Annotated in this window: 26 protein-coding genes; 1 reads left to right on the forward strand and 25 read right to left on the reverse strand. The window is 64.3% G+C overall.

The annotated features are described in order from the left end of the window. Positions 1–17: 17 nt before the first annotated feature. Both ACSQ2F_RS14130 and ACSQ2F_RS14135 read right to left on the reverse strand, forming a co-directional pair. Positions 18–641, reverse strand: coding sequence for a hypothetical protein (locus ACSQ2F_RS14130; protein ID WP_436023842.1), 624 nt, complete (start codon positions 639–641; stop codon positions 18–20). Positions 642–814: 173 nt separating this feature from the next. After that, entirely contained in the window at positions 815–1,366 is a 552-nt protein-coding gene (locus tag ACSQ2F_RS14135) for a hypothetical protein (protein ID WP_436023843.1), read from the reverse strand. A gap of 175 nt (positions 1,367–1,541) precedes the next feature. Between ACSQ2F_RS14135 and ACSQ2F_RS14140 the strand changes: the two genes are divergently transcribed. Continuing rightward, complete coding sequence (locus ACSQ2F_RS14140) at positions 1,542–2,024, forward strand: nuclear transport factor 2 family protein (protein WP_436023845.1); 483 nt, start codon at positions 1,542–1,544, stop codon at positions 2,022–2,024. Here ACSQ2F_RS14140 and ACSQ2F_RS14145 read toward each other — a convergent pair. From ACSQ2F_RS14145 to ACSQ2F_RS14255, 23 genes are all read right to left on the reverse strand, one after another. After that, positions 2,002–2,598 carry a DUF1697 domain-containing protein gene (locus ACSQ2F_RS14145; RefSeq protein WP_436023847.1) on the reverse strand — a complete coding sequence of 199 codons (597 nt, stop codon included), beginning with the start codon at positions 2,596–2,598 and terminating at the stop codon, positions 2,002–2,004. The two genes, ACSQ2F_RS14140 and ACSQ2F_RS14145, sit on opposite strands and share 23 nt — an antisense overlap. Before the next feature lie 37 nt (positions 2,599–2,635). Continuing rightward, complete coding sequence (locus ACSQ2F_RS14150) at positions 2,636–3,013, reverse strand: hypothetical protein (RefSeq protein WP_436023849.1); 378 nt, start codon at positions 3,011–3,013, stop codon at positions 2,636–2,638. 195 nt (positions 3,014–3,208) lie between these two features. Then, the gene (locus ACSQ2F_RS14155; protein WP_436023851.1) at positions 3,209–3,586 is read right to left on the reverse strand and encodes a hypothetical protein; all 378 of its coding nucleotides are present in this window, start codon (positions 3,584–3,586) and stop codon (positions 3,209–3,211) included. 24 nt (positions 3,587–3,610) lie between these two features. Further along, entirely contained in the window at positions 3,611–4,105 is a 495-nt protein-coding gene (locus ACSQ2F_RS14160) for a YcxB family protein (protein WP_436023853.1), read from the reverse strand. A gap of 75 nt (positions 4,106–4,180) precedes the next feature. After that, a complete protein-coding gene (locus tag ACSQ2F_RS14165; protein ID WP_436023855.1) occupies positions 4,181–4,444 on the reverse strand; it encodes a hypothetical protein in 264 nt (87 codons plus the stop codon). Between the two features lie 199 nt (positions 4,445–4,643). Beyond that, positions 4,644–5,141 carry a hypothetical protein gene (locus ACSQ2F_RS14170; RefSeq protein WP_436023857.1) on the reverse strand — a complete coding sequence of 166 codons (498 nt, stop codon included), beginning with the start codon at positions 5,139–5,141 and terminating at the stop codon, positions 4,644–4,646. Positions 5,142–5,271: 130 nt separating this feature from the next. Continuing rightward, positions 5,272–6,012, reverse strand: coding sequence for a hypothetical protein (locus ACSQ2F_RS14175; protein WP_436023859.1), 741 nt, complete (start codon positions 6,010–6,012; stop codon positions 5,272–5,274). 279 nt (positions 6,013–6,291) lie between these two features. Next, positions 6,292–6,810 carry a hypothetical protein gene (locus ACSQ2F_RS14180; RefSeq protein WP_436023861.1) on the reverse strand — a complete coding sequence of 173 codons (519 nt, stop codon included), beginning with the start codon at positions 6,808–6,810 and terminating at the stop codon, positions 6,292–6,294. 321 nt (positions 6,811–7,131) lie between these two features. Next, a complete protein-coding gene (locus ACSQ2F_RS14185) occupies positions 7,132–8,094 on the reverse strand; it encodes a pilus assembly protein PilP (RefSeq protein WP_436023863.1) in 963 nt (320 codons plus the stop codon). A 124-nt stretch (positions 8,095–8,218) separates the two neighbouring features. Next, entirely contained in the window at positions 8,219–8,434 is a 216-nt protein-coding gene (locus ACSQ2F_RS14190; RefSeq protein ID WP_436023865.1) for a hypothetical protein, read from the reverse strand. 216 nt (positions 8,435–8,650) lie between these two features. Further along, entirely contained in the window at positions 8,651–9,025 is a 375-nt protein-coding gene (locus tag ACSQ2F_RS14195) for a hypothetical protein (protein ID WP_436023867.1), read from the reverse strand. A 308-nt stretch (positions 9,026–9,333) separates the two neighbouring features. Next, positions 9,334–9,894: a TonB family protein gene (locus ACSQ2F_RS14200; RefSeq protein ID WP_436023869.1), complete on the reverse strand. Its 561-nt coding sequence runs from the start codon at positions 9,892–9,894 to the stop codon at positions 9,334–9,336. Beyond that, positions 9,891–10,433 (reverse strand): low molecular weight protein tyrosine phosphatase family protein, encoded by a 543-nt coding sequence (locus ACSQ2F_RS14205; RefSeq protein WP_436023871.1) that lies wholly within the window; start codon positions 10,431–10,433, stop codon positions 9,891–9,893. Before ACSQ2F_RS14205 ends, ACSQ2F_RS14200 begins: the two co-directional genes overlap by 4 nt. Positions 10,434–11,199: 766 nt before the next feature. Continuing rightward, positions 11,200–11,706 (reverse strand): AAA family ATPase, encoded by a 507-nt coding sequence (locus tag ACSQ2F_RS14210; RefSeq protein WP_436023873.1) that lies wholly within the window; start codon positions 11,704–11,706, stop codon positions 11,200–11,202. Positions 11,707–11,994: 288 nt separating this feature from the next. Beyond that, the gene (locus ACSQ2F_RS14215; protein WP_436023875.1) at positions 11,995–12,360 is read right to left on the reverse strand and encodes a TfoX/Sxy family protein; all 366 of its coding nucleotides are present in this window, start codon (positions 12,358–12,360) and stop codon (positions 11,995–11,997) included. A gap of 272 nt (positions 12,361–12,632) precedes the next feature. Continuing rightward, positions 12,633–13,214 carry a hypothetical protein gene (locus tag ACSQ2F_RS14220; RefSeq protein WP_436023877.1) on the reverse strand — a complete coding sequence of 194 codons (582 nt, stop codon included), beginning with the start codon at positions 13,212–13,214 and terminating at the stop codon, positions 12,633–12,635. 128 nt (positions 13,215–13,342) lie between these two features. Further along, positions 13,343–13,657 carry a hypothetical protein gene (locus ACSQ2F_RS14225; protein WP_436023879.1) on the reverse strand — a complete coding sequence of 105 codons (315 nt, stop codon included), beginning with the start codon at positions 13,655–13,657 and terminating at the stop codon, positions 13,343–13,345. A 280-nt stretch (positions 13,658–13,937) separates the two neighbouring features. After that, entirely contained in the window at positions 13,938–14,483 is a 546-nt protein-coding gene (locus ACSQ2F_RS14230; protein ID WP_436023881.1) for an ASCH domain-containing protein, read from the reverse strand. 142 nt (positions 14,484–14,625) lie between these two features. After that, entirely contained in the window at positions 14,626–15,018 is a 393-nt protein-coding gene (locus ACSQ2F_RS14235; protein ID WP_436023883.1) for a VOC family protein, read from the reverse strand. 309 nt (positions 15,019–15,327) lie between these two features. Continuing rightward, on the reverse strand, positions 15,328–15,879 hold the full coding sequence (locus ACSQ2F_RS14240) for an RNA 2'-phosphotransferase (RefSeq protein WP_436023885.1): 552 nt from the start codon (positions 15,877–15,879) through the stop codon (positions 15,328–15,330). A gap of 81 nt (positions 15,880–15,960) precedes the next feature. Then, complete coding sequence (locus tag ACSQ2F_RS14245; RefSeq protein ID WP_436023887.1) at positions 15,961–16,329, reverse strand: bleomycin resistance protein; 369 nt, start codon at positions 16,327–16,329, stop codon at positions 15,961–15,963. 114 nt (positions 16,330–16,443) lie between these two features. Beyond that, on the reverse strand, positions 16,444–16,890 hold the full coding sequence (locus tag ACSQ2F_RS14250) for a YciI family protein (protein ID WP_436023889.1): 447 nt from the start codon (positions 16,888–16,890) through the stop codon (positions 16,444–16,446). 185 nt (positions 16,891–17,075) lie between these two features. After that, the gene (locus tag ACSQ2F_RS14255) at positions 17,076–17,588 is read right to left on the reverse strand and encodes a L,D-transpeptidase family protein (RefSeq protein ID WP_436023891.1); all 513 of its coding nucleotides are present in this window, start codon (positions 17,586–17,588) and stop codon (positions 17,076–17,078) included. Between the last annotated feature and the right edge of the window lie 157 nt (positions 17,589–17,745).

Below are 17,745 nucleotides of genomic sequence, written 5' to 3' on the forward strand. Positions count from 1 at the left end.
CTTGCAATGTCACCGCGTCACTGCACCGTCGCGTCGTCCGGACGCAAGGTAAGCTGGGCCCGTTCCTGGTCCGTCTTCTCGAGCCACGTCTTCCAGCCTTCGGCCTGGCTCTTCGTCACGGCGTCGTTGATCTTCTCGAAATACGCCCGGCCCTCCGGCGTGGCCTCGACGAAGCGGGTATTGGAAACCCAGGAAGGAAAGTCCTTGGACTGGACGCTGTAGTCCGATCCGCCCGCGGTCTGAAGCGGACGCAGTTGGAACCCGCGGCCATAGATGAAGCGAACGAGCACGTAGTAGCGTTTGCCGGCCTCGACGTTCGCATCCAGGTAGTGCGCAATCATCCCGGAGTGATTGGCCATCAGGCGATGCTGACCCGGGGACAGGAGCACGGCGGCTTTGCTGTGCGCACCGGTGATGGCCAGCAGCGTCCGACCGCTGTCGGTGACGTCGTACAGGGCCACGGGAGCCGCGCCCTGGATCGAGTTGATGGGCTGCAGAAACACGACCTGCGCCTTGTCACGCGGCGGAGGCGGCAGGCTCTGGGTGGCCGCCTCGGTGAACATCGGCTTGGGCGGTTCCGTGGCGCAGCCGGTCAGGGCGACCAGTGCAAGTGAAAGCAATGCGGCGATAAGACGTTTCATGGTGGGCGCAGGTCGTTGATCGAAAGGCTCGGGGGCCATGCCGCCGGCGAGCCGGCGAGCAGCATACCGCTCTTCCGGATGCCTGCCTCCGCCGCCACGGGTGCGCCAAGCGACCCGTTGCCGCGGTGCATCGGCGCAGCGCCGGCCCCTCGCGCGGGCCGGGCCCGCCGCCGTCAACGGCCCGCTCGGTCCGGTCGCGCCACTCTCAGGGAAACGCGCGTGTGGTGAAGTTCATGGTGGTAGGCGGCACGGCACGCCTTGCCCCGCTCGCTCGGGCGACCCGCCTCGTCGAGGTCCAGCTGGGCGATCCGTCGCCTCAGCTCGCGCGCCGTCTGGGTGATGGTCCACGAGGATGCCGAGGCGCAGATGCGCGGGACTTCGCCTGACGTCAGCTGGGCCAGTACGAGTTCGGTGCATGTGCCCACGGCCACGCGAAGCGATTCCTCGTGCAGACGGGCTGCCTTCGGCAGCGTTGTCCGCACCAGTCCCACGGCGAGGCCGACCGCCGCGGGCTCGCAGTCGGCCGCGCGCTGGTTCAGGGCTGCCATGTGCGCGGGCTGGGCGAGCAGGCTCGCATTGACACGGTCTGCGCCCCTGCTGCGCAACTGCTGCGACCAGTCCGGCGCGGCCAGCCCCGACGCTTGCGAATGCACGGGCAGGACCAGGCAAAGCGCGGTCAGGCCGGCACGCAGACACAGCAGGGTGATGGTGGAGTCGGAGGCCATGGTCCTTCACAAACGGGCGCGCCGGTCACATTGTCGTCGGCACGACGGGACGGCGTAACGCCTTCGATGCCATGCAATCCGCGTCGCCGTGAAAATTCCAGCACCGCCGACGCCCGCGACCGGGCGCGAAGGAACAATCCTTGCCGGGAGCGCACCCCGTCTTTCGGAGCAGAACATGGCTGAGAAAGAAAACTTGCAGGTCGTCCAGAGCGCGTTCGAACGGCTTGGCGCCCAAGATGCCGAGGGCTTCATGGCCCTGCTGTCGGACGACGTCGAATGGGCCACCCCCGGTCCGCCGGACGTTCTGCCCTTCGCCGGCACCCACCGCGGACCACGGGCCGTCGCGGCCTGGTTCACCCAGCTCAACGAACTCGAGGACGTGCAACGCTTCCAGCCCACCGACTTCCTGGCTCAGGGCGACAAGGTCGTGGTGCTTGGCGAGTCGCGGGTCCGGGTCCGCGCCACTGACCGGGTGATCGACGACCACTGGTTCCACGTCTATACGGTGCACGAGGGCAAGATCACCCGATTCCGGGAAGCGTATGACACTGCAGCCGAAGTCGCTGCGCATCAGCAGGGCCAGTGCGGCACGGCAGGCGCCGGACCAAGCTCCCGTTCGCCGGCGGCAGCTCGACCTATGCCACCGAGCACTTCCTGACCGTCTCCAGCGTTCGGGTGGTGATGTCTTTCCCGAACGTCCGCTCGAGCAAGGTCATGAAGATCGGTCCCTTCTCGTCCGGCACATAGGCCGAGAACACTTCCGTGCCCTCCAGGCCGAGGATGGCCGCCTGCCCCTGCTTGACCGGCAGCGCGACAACCCCCTCGTGCGGCCGACGCAGGAAGGTCACCACGGGCTTGGCGTTGGCGGACAGCGCGAACTCGGCAAAGGGCGCGCCTTCAACGAGCGACCGCAGAAAGAAAGAGGGGCGCACGATGGTCAGGAATGCCTTGCCGAGCACCCGCTTCATGGCCTCTTCTGCGGCGGCCTCCAGTTCCGGCACGACCGCGGGAGACGCGGAGAACGCCACATTGCCACTCGACAGCAACGTCCTCACGTCGACGAAGCCGGCCGCCTCGAAGCTGCGCTTGAGCTCCGGCATCTTGCAATTCATCGGGCTCACGCCCCGAAGGAATGCGACATAGCGTTGCACGGATGCTCCCAACGTAGTTGTAGTGGCGGTGGTATTGATGGCAATGGATCGAACAGCTCGATCCCGCTGCAGGGTCGGCAATCACGCTGCCGCTGCAGCACGAGGCGCCGCACCCAGTTCAGCCGGCTGGCCGGCGGTAGCCCTTGTACGTGATGAACAGCCCTGCCCCCAGCAAAGCCGCTTCGAGCGCCATGAAGTGCCAGCTGCTCGCGTTCCCCACCGCATTCCGGTAGTGAACCGCGCCGAACATGCGAACCAATCCGAGCAGCAGGAACGCCCAGCCTGAGAGCGTCACCAGCACGGTCCAGTCTTTCGCCCAGGTGTTGTGCACGCGGACGATGGCCAGCCCGGCGACGAACAGGAGAACGCCCGAGAGGTAGATCACCGGCGGCGTCTGCGCATCGTAGAGATGGGGTTGCACCAGCGGAAACTCGGCGAGCAGCACCGCCACCAGGGTAGGCCCGACCAGGGCTGCGATCTGCCTCGACGTGGACATCGTTCATCTCCGAAACGACCATGCGCGCCATGGCACGCTGCCGTGGCATCTCACTGACCCGACCGATCATCATGCGCTGCCGAGCGGTCCAAGGGAGCCCTTGCCGTCGCAGGACACCGGTGAGCCGGGGGCCTGCACCGGCCTGAGACGCGCGCCTCGCGCCGCCGTATCGCCCAGCTCCGCGAATGCCCGAGCTTACCGCCACGACCCGAGCGAGCATTGGACCTTCATGTCCAACGCCATGCCCACGGCCGCACCGATCAGCAGCGATGCGACCGGAAGGAGGAAGAACAGCAATTCCCTCCGTTCACTGAACCAACGATGCGCCGAGAGTGCGAGCGCCACGCCCGTGCTGCTCGCGAACACCAGCAGCACCACCGCGAGCACTTTGGAGCTGACGAACATCACCAGGCACAGCGTCAGCAGCGTCGCCAATGCGCCGTGGCCGACGCCTCCGCAGGCGACCGTGCTGTATCCCCACACGGCCGAGACCGTCGACGCGTAACCCAGGGCCGGGAAGAACCACCAGGGCAGCCCGGGTTCAGGCGACGATTCACGGTCGGAGGTGCGCATCAAGATTCGGCTCGACTTCCTGCATCAGGCGGCGACCCGGCCTCCCGCGAGTCGAACGCGCTCAGCGACAAACGAACGCAGTTCTTCGGACACGCAGTCGAGCGGCAAAGTGCTGAACTGAGCTTTCGAGTACAGCAGCAACCAGACCGTGTCGAACTGCCAGAGCGCCTTGACCGAGGACCACGGCAGGGAGGCCGTCCCGAGGTTCGAGGTGAAGGTGAAAGAGGAATCGTCAGCGAGGAACACCGCCCGCGCATCGCCCATCCTTCGAAGCTTGCTGAGCGCATGGCGATAGTGGGTGAAGTAGAGCGCCACCGCAAACGACATCGCTGTGAAGAGGATCATGGCAAGCGCACCCGCGAACCACGACGCGTCGCCCTGCGCCACCAGCATCACGAGACCCAGTGCCACGACGACAAGCGCGATGACGAACCCGATGCCGAGCGAGCGCCGCCAGAACGCACGGGCCGCGTCACGCAGCACGCGTTCCGTGTAGATGAGGGTCGTCTCGTAGGCCATCGGTCAGGTGTCCGCGGATTCAGCGCAAGGAGGCCCAGCATATCGCGGCGAAACGCCATGGCGCTGCGTCATGAGTCAGGACATCAAGCCGATGACGGCCAACGCCATCAGCGCATAAAAGGAGCCGCCAACGAACGTCAAGCCCAGGCGGGTGATCACACGCTCCCCATCGCGCTTGAACGACAAGGCCCCGGCCATCCCGTAGACGCTGTCCTCACTGCCATTCAAGCAGACTGCGCGCCAGCGTCCCACGCGGGTGGCTTTCACCACCGCGCGCCCGGTGTAGGCCAGGCCGACTGGCACCAACTCGGCAAGAAGATGGAAAACGCCCTCGACCATTGCTTCTCCTTCTTGAGCTTCCCATGTTCACGGGCCCCGCCCGTAGGGCGGCGCTGAACGGACCTCGTCATGGTAAGGCCCTCGCAGCCATTTGCACCTGACTCGATCACACCGCTCCGAGGCCGGCGCAGGACCTCATTGCAGTTTCGGTGTCCGTTGCCCGGGTTCTCGATCGCCTGGCCCGCTCGCCCGCTGCGCGTTACTTCTTCACCGTCACGCACTTGCATTTGTACAGGAATGCCTCGCCGGTGCGCCCGGCCGCGCCGCAAGTCGCATCGCAGTTCGCCTGGGTCATTCGTTCCACGAACCAGGTCGGCCCCAGCACCACGAGCAGGATCGCCACGCACCCGACCACCCTTCTGCCGAGCCGCCTCACCTCATCGCGTGACCACGGCCGAGTTCGTCGCGGGTAGGGGCCGAGCTGGCCGCTGACAAGACACCGCGAGCAGGCATCGCACTGCAGCCATGTGAAGTACCGCCAGTTGATCCACTGCCCGATCGCAGCGGTGGCCAGTACACCGATCCCGGGATGGCTCAATGACAGTCCCAGGCCGGCCAGGACAATGCCGCCGAGCAGCGGCAGCAGTGGCAACTGGAAGACCGGCCTTTCCTTCTTCGCCGGCGTCGGCTTGTCACCCAGCAGTGTTCTCGACAGGCCGCCTCCGCAGTGGGGGCAGGTGTAGCGCCCGAAGATCACGGTTGCCCTGCTCCACGATGAGATGGCTTGTCTACACGCAGTGCGCAGGCGCCACCCGCTGAGCCCGGACGAAGATCACCAGGCATGCGGCGCGACCCACAGCGCGATGGGCGTTGGCCGAAGGCAAACCTCACGGCGCGGGCGCCGCCTGCAACACCGACCACCGGCCGTCCTTGAACAGATAGAGGGCTGCCGACACCCCGAGCCTGCCACTGCTGGCATGCAGCTGGCGAACGCCGCGACGAAGACGTCCCGCGGCGGCCTCATCGCTCAAGGGAGCGTAGAGCAGACTTCCCCGCTTCGGCACGGCGACGACCACGCCGCCCGGGTGCTCGCCGAGCAGTGCCTGCCAGAAGGCGCGGTCAAGGAAGTAGGAGCTGACGAGATCAGGGGACGCGCCGCGAACCTGCATGAGCCCTGCTTCCCACGGCGAAGCAACGGGATTGCCGTACACCCGCTTGATGTTCCCGATGGCAAGCGCGAGGGCTTCGTCCACGGATGCAATTCCCAAGCGCTCAAGGTCCGCCGGTGTGGCGTTGATCATGCTCCGAGGGCCATCGAACACGAAGCGGATGTGCGTGTCCCCGATGAACTCCCATGAGGCCAGCTCGATTTCAATCTCCCGCCCGTCGGGCAACCGGCCCTTGGTCTTGCCCATCGGCTTGAACGCGTCATCAAGCCGATTCGCCCCGGCCGACTCGCGAACGACGACCATGAAGTTGTCGCGCGAGGCGACAGCTGAGGGCGCGCCTTGCGCAAACGCACCAGCGTTGAAGTGAAAGAGGATGGCGGCGAGGGCGGACAGTCTGCGAAGAAGGTGCATGGTGAGCGGATGATGGAACCCTTGAGTTTGATGCGAGGACATCGACAACGTCGCTCAGGGGACCCGAACTGGAACCGAGGGTGGGCTGTGGCGGCGCGTTCGTTCGGACGCCGCTGGAGCGATTGGGGCTGCCGACGGCCCGGGCTCGCCTCGGCCGTCGGCCGGGTCGACCAGCCTCCAGGAGTGCGCCTGCCGTCGGCCCGTCAGTGCAACCGCCCACGGCCCCAGGCGCGCCGGGCAAATTTCTCGCTCGTCGCTAACGCCGAACGAGCGGGTTCGCGGTGAGCGGCATGGCGCGGGTCAAGCGGTGTAGCCCTCGACGGGACGCTAGGCGCGGGCGTGCAGCATGAGGTAGCTTCGTACCGTCGTTCTGTCGCCGCCGGACAGGTTCTTGGCCAAGGCTTGAACGGTGTAGATCGGGCCCCATGGAATGCCCCACCACCCGAAGAGCAGGCTGGCCACCGTGTAGCCCATCTTGGTGAATCCCACGTTGTCACGCCCAGCAACGTAATAGCGTGAGGGAATCTTGAAGGACAAGATCACCACGCTTGCCGCCAGAAGAAACCGCGTCACTTCGGTATCGCCGGTGATTCGAGCGCCCCGGTACGACGCCCCTCCGGCCAGTATCCTTTCACCGTTCGCTTGCAACCACGATTCGAACTCGGACAGGTCTCGCTTCACCCTGCTGGTCCGGACAAACAGGAAGAAGAACAGGGCTGCGCCGCCCAGCGATACCGCCACCAGTGCGGGGCGCGAGAGCGCCGCTGTGTTTGGATCAAAGAAGAACAGTGCCTTGAGGCCGGCTGCGGCAAAGACCGCGCCGACAAGAAGTGACAACCAGCGCATGCGTACTCCCCGTTTTTGAGTTGAATTCGTTCCCATCCGCAGACCGCGGTCGCCCGCACGTTGCATCTGGGTCCAGCGAGGCTTGAGTCCAGCTCGACCGGGAACGCATACTTGCTTCGCGCTCCGCCTCAAAGCGCTCTTGGCGGCGCGAGCTTACCTGTGTCGCATGACCTGCCGCACCGCAGCCGATCGCTGCGACGTGCAAATGTCACAGCCCTGCATGTGCGCAAGCGCGGCCCTTTGAAGCAGCATCCACCGAGCCGAACCAGAGCCAGCGCTGCCCGACGCTCGACCCATTCACGGACGCGATCGGCGGCGCGATCACCGCGCTGACAAGCCCGACGGGACGGCCCAGTGCTGCAGACGAACAAGGGCTTGGGCGGCGGGGCCGCTCAGGGTGACTTCGGTCCGTGTGACGTCGAGCACCTGCCCGCCTTCTCTACCTACCGTCATGCCGGGTCGAACCACATGAACCGAACCGTCAGGCGCCTGGATGAAGGCGAAGCGCCTGCCGTAACCCTCGATGTACCCGCGGGAGGTCAACTGGCTCAGCTCGTATGTCGTCAGCGGCTGGCAGCTTTTCGGCCCGCTGTCTTGGCGCTCTGCGCAGCCGTGGGTGGCTTCACGCAGCGCGCGTGCCCGGCGCTTCGCGGCGGACGCGGCCTCGTCTTCGAGTGCGGTGCAAGTTCCCTGGGCGACGGCCCCGCCGACGGACTGTGCGCCCGTGCCCCCGAATGCAGCGGCGATCGCCCTGAGGACATCATCCCCCGAAACGTTCAGCACGCGGACGACGACCCGGCTTGCCCGAGGCACAAACTCGGGCTCGCCCCCTCCACCACCCTCCGTCGAGGCGACCGCATCGACGATCTCTCCAACGGTGGCATCCGGCAGGCGTGCTGAGAATCGCCCGCCCGAGCCTGGAGTCAGGTTCTCGACTTCGCCCGCAAGGCACGGCGACAGGACGAGGATGCGCCGACCGAGTATGACTCCCCGCAGCGCGACATGATTCGCCAGCTTGCGCAACAGGTCGTCGATCGATGCATAGTCGGTCGCGAACGACGCCGGGACATCCGCTTGAGGCACTGTCGAGACCACGTTGAAGTTGACGGCCTCGGCAACGGCGAACAACAGCGTCGTCGGGTCAATCTGCCGCACATCGATCCGACCGCCGACCTGCGCCGGTTGCGGTTCAGCCATGGCCGATCCGGCCAAGAGCAAAGCGGTGAGGCACGCGGCGCCGTGGGCGGCAATCCGCAGGGAAAATCGGCAACGGAGGTAGGCCATGGAGAGAGGAATTCAAGCGCTGGTGGAGCGATTCTGACTGCAGGGCGTTCGGCGATCCGAAAGTTCCGACAAGCCGCTACGAGAGGTTCATTGTGGGGATGTCTTTGGCCTTCTCGTCGGAGCTTCAGCGGCCATGAAAAAACGCTCGGGCTGCGTCCCTGCCGGCGCCTGGATGGCTTGCCGCGCTACGCGCGATGAATCCCGCCGGTCTGGCCATCAGCCACCGAGACACCGAGACACCGAGACGGTTGGCCGTTTCAACGATGAACGGGACGACTTCGTCGGGACGCGAGAACGAGATCGCCAACATGCCCATCTCGCGTGCGAAGTTGTTGATCATCGGCCCGTCTGCCCATGGGCTGTTCGCGATCCGTCCGCCAGTGCCACCGTTGAAACCAGTACCGCATAGACGGGATCGAACTTGCGGACAGCATTGCCAATTGTCTTGAGCATGAGCGGGTCCTGCGATCAGGCCTTAGGGGTGAGAGCATCTGGAGCGGCGAGACGCTCGGCGGAATGACAGTGATCACATGGATCGGCCGTCCCGGCGCTCCCCTCAAGATCCGCCGCGGGCCAGAAGAGCAAGCGCGCCGACCACCAGAAATACCAGCCACGAAAGATGCTTGCCGCGGGTGAACCACAGCGGCAACGATGCAGACAAGAGCGACGTCGTACCGATGATCGTCAGGACATGTTCTTCGGACAGAGTCCCTCGATCCGCCACAAACAACATCGCCGCCACGCTCCACCAGACCAAGGTTGTCAGATGCCAGGCAAAACGCAACGTGCCCACCGTGAACGCCGTGTCACCGAACAACTTGGGCAAGGTCGTTCTCTTGAACAGCCGGATGAGAATGTAGCGCTCGCCGAGGTACGAATGGGCGAGGCCCGTGAGGAAAATCAGGACGGAGGCCAGGAGGAGCATGGACATGTGCGCCGGGTTGCTTCTGCAGGGCCATTCGCAGGCTCAGGCAGAACGATGTCGGGGTCTTCACGCGTGGGCGGTATCACTGCCGCGACTGCGGCCAGCATAGCGTGCTGGCAACCATGGAAGTCGATTGAGGTGCCGAGGCCCGGTCGCCGCGCATGATCTCCGACGCAAGGACCGTGGGTTTACGCCGCGCCAAAGGTGCTGTTGCCGAACGCATGTGGCCCTGCTGAGCGGGTCTCGATGAGCGCGTTGCCAGCGCGTCAGATCCCCTCAGTTTTGAAGAGCTGGCTTGCTGGCGACTTCACGGCTCACCGCCAGGCGCCGGCGGGCGAGTGAGGCGACTCGATCCGCCACTCTATCGGGACGATGACATTCAGGTCCGCCGCCGCATCACCGGACCCGGCGCGATCAAAGCGACAGGTCAGCACGTAGGCGACCGAAGCGTCGTCCAGCCGAGGGAATCCTGAAGGTCTGATGATTCTCGGAAACCGCGCCTGACCCTCCGCGCCAACGGTGACCTGCACCACCACTCGACCCGTTTCCTCCGCGCGCAAAGAAGCGATCGGGTACTGAAGCGTGGCGCAGCTCTTCTTTTCCAGCATCGGCGGCTCGCTTCCGGCATGCGTACCTGCGCTCCCGGAAGGCACTTCGGCCAGAGCTGCACTTGCCGCCGACAGGCAGACCAAAAGGGTGGAAGCAATGACTCTCATCGGCAGCTTGCGCTCTTGGCAATGCGGCATGTTCGAACAGCGGGCTCGGCGCTGCATTGATGGGTAGTCGGCCGAGCTGGCCTCGACGGTCCGTCGCCGCGTGCCCATCGTGACGCCAAGCAACTCCGCGGCCTGCAGGTCCAGTCGTCCGAAGTTCATGATCCGTCCGGCGCGTCAAGGATCGCCCCAACCGACTGGCTGAGAAGCTCGACGAGCTCCGGATCCATGTACTTGTATTCGTCCGGGATGTCGAGCACGTGGATGGGCAAGTTCTCCACCAAACGCCGGTACTCACTGAACAAGCGGGACTTGTGCTTCTCTTCCATGACGAAGACGACTTGCGCCCATGTCAGATCGCTCACCGACACCGGGTGCCTGGCGTTCGGGCTTGTTCCGGCGGAGCGCACCGAAAGCGCCGGATGCTTGCGCCATACCCGCTCCGCGGTCGGGCTTCTCCATTGATTCCGGCTGCAGACAAACAAGACGTTCGTCTGCGTCGAGTGCTCGGGTTTCATGTGCTTCTCCTGAGTATCGCAAGCCTCGGAAACATGCGGCAGGATGCTCGGCTGGCCCCAACCAAATTCCTGCAGGGCTGGGCCGGCCTTCAACGGCAAGCTTCGCTTCTGACCCAGGCCGCAGCATCCGGTCGGCAATGCCAGTTTGGCGGGTAGGTCCGCCAAAGCGGAATCAGCATTCAACGCATCGCCTTCGCAGGACTGAAGCGTCCTCTCACCCCTTCAACGAGCCCCGAGCCAGTGCTGGGCCGGGATTGGAAGGAGCGAAGTACAACGACATGACCACCAGGGCCGAGCTGAACAACGCGCCCAAACCCCAAAAGATCTTCGCGATCCGGTACAGCGAATTCTGAGATTCCGGAGAGGCCACTGTCTTCCCTTTGTACTCTGCAGCACGACCCAATGGCCTGCCAAGCCGACGTTCTGAAGCCAGACATGCAAGACCGCAGTGGCCGGAACCGGTTCTCGGCAAAGACCTGGCGCGTTGGTACAGCGAATTCGGATCTCCGCATGCGCCGCTCCGGACAGTACGAGATAGGCGATGCCCTTCATTTCGATGCGCCTTGCCACAGGCGTGGATTCCCGAGCCTTGTGAAGCTGAAGCTTTGTCGGGAGGAGGAACCACGTCGCGACCAACACGAAGGCGCCAGCGATGAAACACCAGCGAACAAATCTGAAAGGAATATCCATCCGGCTTAACGTATCACTCTAGCGGCTGAAGGGAAGGACAACGCCTGGATGCCGATGGCTGCCCTTGGAGGAAGAGCCGGTGAACTGCTCGGCGTTTCCAACCATTCATTGGTGCAAGGCGCTTTCGGCTGCCGACCAAGCGCTATTGTTGTTCAAACTCGTTCGTGGTCAAGGAGTCGAGGCGGCCGCGGCGCGGGCAGCGTTGTAGTGGACAGCGCCAAGCTTTACGCACCAGCCCCTCGGTCACCGCCCCACGCGCTCAACGCTCGGTCGAAATTCTCTCGATCGCATGCTCAGCCACCTCCCGTTCGTCGGGCTCTTCCCACGCATCACTGGCCAGCTCGAAGAAGGACGGCGGCACCACCATGGAGAACGTCGGCCCTTGTTCGACATTGCGGCGCATCACGCGCTCGCGCCGCACGTCACGCGATGCGGTCAGCCAGGACACCGCCAACTCGACCCCGGCATCCTGGGCTCTTTCGTAGAACGCCTCGCGGCTGCGCCGCTCCACCAGGCCCAATTCCAGCACCGGCGGCACGCCGCAAGCATGCAGCGCCTGTGCATGACGCCAGATGTGGTCGAGCAGACGCGCCTTGCGCTCGATGTACCAGGGCAGCAGGTCGGTGCTCGGCCGGTCCGGACTGAAGAGCCTCACGAACCAGTCGTCCAGGGCGATGTGAACGCCGCCAAGGCGGGCCGCCAGCGCCGCAGCGAACGTTGACTTTCCGGCGCCGACGGGTCCCTCGATGAGGTGGATCTTTGGCATGGGCAACAACTCCTTGTAGTCGACGGGCGGCGCAAGGTCAGTGACGCGGTCTACCAGATGGCGGCCGGCGCAGGGAGCGCGTAGCACGCCCCCAATCATCCACCGCCGTGCGTTGAGCACACACTGGCGATTGCGCTTGAATGACAAGGCCGCGGACGTCGCCCTTCCCTGCCGTTCGCTCGCACGGCGCGGCGCGAACTCCGGAGGCTGGCGCCTACTGCGGGTGCCCCCCTGTGAAGACAAGAGGGACCTGCATCACCGTGGCGAGAACGAATCCAATGCCTTCTTTCACTCACTCTCTCCCGTTGCCGCCCGGATCGCGGCGGGTCTACCCACGGGGCCGCCGGTCTTCTCATTTTCGTAAGCCTCCAGCGCAAGAAGCAAGCTGGTGCGGTGAGTTCTCGCAACCTCTTGCCAGTGGAGCCCGCTGAGCGCGCCCTCCAGCGCCCACAGCAGGTTCAGACTGGCGCGCGGCTCCACTCGCTTGACCATGGCATACGCCTTGACAGCACCCAGCCGCGCAAGTTGCTCGTGCGACGTGATACCGGCGCAAACAAGGAACTGCGCCGACGTCGCACCCAGGTTGTTCAGTCGACTGAGAGATGCAGATGGGGCCGAATCGTCGACAGAACGGGGTGACAGATTCTTTGCCATAAGACTAACCGTGCAGGTTCACCCGAGGCGGTCGTGACCTGCCATGTCCACCGGCTCGGCGGTTCCTCCGGGCGCGGCTCGGGAGCGCCGGGGCACACGCCACGATGTCGGGGTCGACTCGGCGCGTGGCGATGTAGCTGGAGCAGATGGCCTCGCAGAGCGCGGACGTGGGGTGGCTTGGGACCGCTGCTCCCATCGCGGCGACAGGCCCAGCGGCAGGGCCGGACCTCAGGCTGAAGCGTGGAGCTGGCATATCGACCCGCATCGCCGCCTCATCGGTGGAGGTTCATGAGGAAATTCGGAATGGCGCCACGCTTGACCTTCTTCTCCCAGATTGACAGCCAGAGACTGCCGCACTTCCAGAACGAGCGGCATTGCTCGAAGTAGGCCAGCACGGTCTCGGATTCGCCCTCCTCGAGAAGCTTCCTCGCGAGTTGCATCGTCGGGCCGAACGACCCCAGCTGCGGTGAACCGCGCACGGCGCCGGACGCGTGCAGCGCTTCGATCGCCACGGGAATGCACCTTCTCTGCAGGGCGATCAGACCCAAGACGGTATGCCCGGCATGGAGCGCGTTGCCGCAGTTCCAGCTCTCGTTGAACTGGTGGGCCAGCGAGATGCAGCGTCGCGCAAACCGTTCCGCGTCGTCAAGGCGTCCCAGGTGATACGCGGCCGATGCGGCTCGCGGCAACGCATGGAAGAGTTCTTCGTCGGTGGACGCATCCGCCAACCGCGCCAGTACCTTGTCTGCATGCCGCAGCACGGCTTTGTGGACTCTCCGTCGCATGGCGGGCGTCACCACAAGCCGCTCGCTCTCGACTTCCCAGCTGATCTGCTTGACTTGGCGTTTGGGCATGAATGCGCTCTACGTCCCGACGGGGGCGGCTTGCAGGGCCATGTCCGCTGCGACGCTTCCGAATGGTGAGTGAGAACGGCCGACCCATGAGGGAGCCCAGCCACGCGACCGGACCTCGGGACTGCCGCTCACGAGACCACCAGCTCTACCGATCCGGCTTCGACCTCGATCAGGCCACGAGCCAGAAAGATGTAGCTCGTGCCAGGCGTCTCGCCGGTGACCCATTGGGTCACATTGCCTGCACCCGCGTGATTCCTGAGTTGATTCAGGTCGATCAGCTGATTGATGCGACGGACGTCAGCAAAACGGAGTGTGCCCAGGACTCGTTCGCGGGCCTCGGCGTCGGCATAGAAAGCCAAGGCAACCTCAACAGTCCCGCGTCGCGTATCCATCGCCAGGCCCAGCAGCTCTGCGTCATGAAGTTCAAGCTTCTGGATGTCCATGGCACCGTTCAACGTTTGTCATGAGGAGATGCGGAGGAGCGCGGGGCGCCCGCTGGCATTGGCGCAGATGGTTTCAGTTCAAACGGATGGCCGATGGCATTCGGCCCGGCCCCAATTGCTCCCGCGAGGTACTCGGAGGTTCGTCGCTCGGCAGTATGGCACTGGTCGGTGGTTCACCCTCGCGGACAGGCGCGGCGCGGCGTCGCTGGTCACCTGGCAGCGCAGGTCCACCTCGTCGACCTTCGGCAAGACATCGGCGGCACGGTAATGCTCGCGCGGATCAGACGACCGGCCCTCGACCGGCACAAGGAGGCCACAGCACTTCGAACGACTGGCACAGGACGGGCGTCGCATCATCGAGCGCGCCACCGAGCCTCTCGCAAACCAGGGCGAAATACTCCTTGTGGGCCCCTCGCCAGTAGGCGAGGCTGCCATCGCCTTCACCTTCTCGCGCCGCAAACGTCGCGGTGACTCGCGCGAATGGCACGACATCGACCTGCGTTCGTTCGATGATGGCGACGGGGTCGCCCGCCCCATTGAGAATGATGCTGAGGTCCCCTTTCTTCGGCAGCGGCTCACCCAGCGAGGTGTACTCCACAGGGAGGCTCGTGGTCGCGCGCTTCTTGCCGGCCACCACGAGGCTTGCCAACTCATCGGCGAGCTCACCCTCACCGCCAAAGCCGAAGGCATCGGGCTGCGCCCTTCTTCTGGGGTCCTCAGGCGCCAGCGAATCCAGGAACTGCGACCAGAACGCCTGGCACTTGATCTTGTCGAGCGGCATATGAAAGGACCTTTGCGAGGTGTTGGGAGGCCAGGCTTCGATCATGCGGCCGCCGACGTGAGGCGCGGACCGCCCGCCGTTCTTGGACCCGCATGAACCTGATCCTCATCCCGCCTTGCATAAGCAGCAGGTCGTCGCTCCGTCGTCGTTCGGCGGGCGGCCGTCGACGTGAACCTCACCGCCGGATTCAGGCGCCGACGGGTGTGCACAGCTCGACCAAAACGCCATCCGGGCACCGAACGTAGGAGACGACCTGTCCCCACGGTTTCTGCTGCGGCGCCGCCAGCGCCATGGCGCCAGTCGAGACAGCCTTGGCATGTGCCTCGTGAACGCTGTCGGTCACGAGGGCGATCTCGAAACCCAGCGGTTGGGCCGAACTGCTGGCATGCACATGCCCAGCAGGAAAGTTCATCTCGCCGAGTTCATGTGCGGCAAAGGCCAACGTCGTCTCACCGGTCTGAAGCTCGCCGTAGGTGCCGCTCTCATGAAGGAACTTGCGCTGCATGCCGAATGCCGCTTCAAAGAATTCCAGGGACGCCGCGACATCGGGCACGTAGATGATGGTGTAGCCAAGCTTCAAGATGAGTTCCTTTGGCAAAAGCGGGCCGGACTGGGGTTCAACAGCAGGCGCGGCGTCCGACTCGCCTCTGCCGCGTCAGGCCGACCCATGGATGGAAGCCACTTGGCTTCGACTTGCACCGCAACTCCGACTTGTACTACGCACGTCAAGCCACCGGAATCCCATGGTCACGAGCTGCGGGGGTCAAGGCCCCCGGTGACAGACTCCTCCTTTGCTTCACCGTCAGCGGCCTTGGGCACCGCGTCGAGCGGACGACAAGTCCCGTGGCGCCCAGGAACAAGCCCCTGGCACTCCTGCTGAGTGGAAAGGTCAGACATCCGACGGGAAGGCGAGGAATTCGAAAGGGACCGACTCGGTCAGCCACACCCCGTTTTCAGACCGGAAGAAGGAATACCCAAACTCGTGCATTGCTCCTGCCCGGACCGAAAGAACTACCGGCTTGCCATGCCGCTTGCCGACGTCACTGGCTGTATCGCGAGTTTCAGACAAGTGCACATGGTGCCGCGACCCGCGCCAGAGACCGTTGGAACGAATCGAATCAAGGAACCGGGTCGCTGTGCCGTGAAACAGCTCATCAGGCGGCACGACCTTGACGAGTCCCAGCTCGACCTTGACCGAGTGGCCTTGGTTGGCGCGGATCGACAGACCGTCATCACTCAACGCAAACCGTTGCTTCTCGCTCTCGCGAACGACCTGCTCAACCAACTGGCGAGACAGGGGGCGTCCATGCGCGGTAGCCAGTCGAATGAGTGCGTCGATGCTGGCCCAGCCGCCTTCGTGCAGCTGCAGGCCGATCGTTTCTGGAGAATGTCTCAAGACAAGACTCAGGAACTTGCTTATGGATTCATGTGACTCTGACATACGCCTTGTTTCCCGACATGTGACGCGAACGCGCTCGGAGCAACGGTGAATACGAGCACCGGCTGGGTGCTAGACGGCCGGTTAATCCGCTTGTGGCTCATGGAAGGTGACGAGGTTGCCGTCGGGGTCCAGGATGCCGAACTCCATGTTGCCCCACGGTGTCATGGCCAGAGGAGCATTGGGGTGAACAATCCCATGCCCGGTGCACCGCGCGAACAGCTCGCTGATCCCTTGGACGCCGATTCTGCACGCTGTCGCCTCAGCAATTCTCCTGTCCGAGCAAGCCCAGAAATGAATGCTCACGGGTCCAGCGGACACGATCCCGTAAGACCCTTGCTCAGCGTAGACCTCGGCGAAACCGAGCTTGGCGCAGAAGAAGTCGACACTTCTATTGATGTCCAAGGACGCCAGCACGGGCGTCGCGCTCACAAAACTACCGGTACCCTGCATCGCCAATCCTCATTCGAGCCGCGAAGACGCCATCTCGGCGCCGAGAAGTGCGTCCAGCATCGACGCGAAAATTCGTGGGGGGGCAAGCCGACGTCACGGACCTTGCCGGCAAGTTCAGTCCGCACTTGCGTTGGGCGCAAGCTCGTCGCACCCCTCGCAGACACAGACCTCGATGCCCCCGCCCAGAAACCTGCCCGCGTGGGCACTCGGATGCTTGGCGGCGATCTCTGCGGCCTCGTTGATGTTCGATGCCTCAACGAAGAAGAACGCTCCGATGCGATGCCCGTCCGGTAGGTACGGCCCGTCCGCAACCTGCGGGTCGGCGTCGGTGTCGCCGGACGAGTCCATTGGCCGGATCGTCTTCCATGCTCGCGGATCCGACAGGGCTCCGATGGCACCGAGGCGCCCGGACTCCTGCCACATCCGGTAGTGCGGTTTGCAGACCGCAGCAAGCTCTTGCGCCTCGTCAGCCGACAAGGCGTTGGCGACTGCCGGGTCGTAGTAGCACAGACACAGGTATTTCATTCGTTCGCTCTCCTCCAGCTTGATGCGCAGTGCCACGCAAGCGCCTCCCTGCGCGGAATGCTTCGAGCGGGTCGACAACCCCGCCTGCCTGGTTCATCAGCGCCCTCTCGGATTCGCGGACCGCAACGCGCGGTCCTGACATGCGACATGCGACATGCGCTGTGTACGAGCACAGCAGCCGGAGGACCTCTGCCCATCGAAAGGGCAAAAGCGTGCTCACCTCAGGCGTTGACCTCGATGGGAGTTCCATCCGGGACGATGCGCCAGATCTCCTCGACCTCATCGTTCGTCACTGCGATACACCCGGCCGTCCAGTCGGAGATCAAGTGCAGGCGCCCGATGGCCCCCAAGCCATTCCGAATACCGTGGATCATGATGAGACCGCCGGGGTCGACACCCGATGCCCTCGCTCTAGCGACCTGTTCAGCGCTGGGATATGAAATGTGCAAAGACAAATGATATTGGCTCTTCCGGTTTCGCTTGTCGATCACATAGCTGCCCTCAGGCGTCTTGCCATCACCTTCGACTTCTTTTGTTCCAACCGGGTTGAAGCCGAGCGAGACGCGGTACTCGCGCAGCAGTGCCCCGCCTGCGTACAGTCGCAGCCGCCGCTCCGCCTTGTGCACGACGACCCGATCCGCCATCACGCCTTCGGGCAATGCAGCATTCGGCCAATGCGCGTACGCGGCCACTGCGGTCAGCAGTGCGATAGCGAGGGCAATGAGATTCCGCATGCGAGAGATCTGTCGGTTGTCTGAGGGGTGGGGCATGGTGCGCGGAGCCTTTCACGTCCGGTCAGTTCAATAGAGATCAATGGTCGGATCCCCGATGGCCACCCCAAACTGCTCCACTCATGGCCACCCAAACTGCTCCAGGCAGGACGGGGCAATT

Origin of the sequence: Rhizobacter sp. LjRoot28, assembly GCF_964253025.1 — a bacterium.
In the GTDB taxonomy this organism is placed as follows: Bacteria; Pseudomonadota; Gammaproteobacteria; order Burkholderiales; family Burkholderiaceae_C; genus Rhizobacter.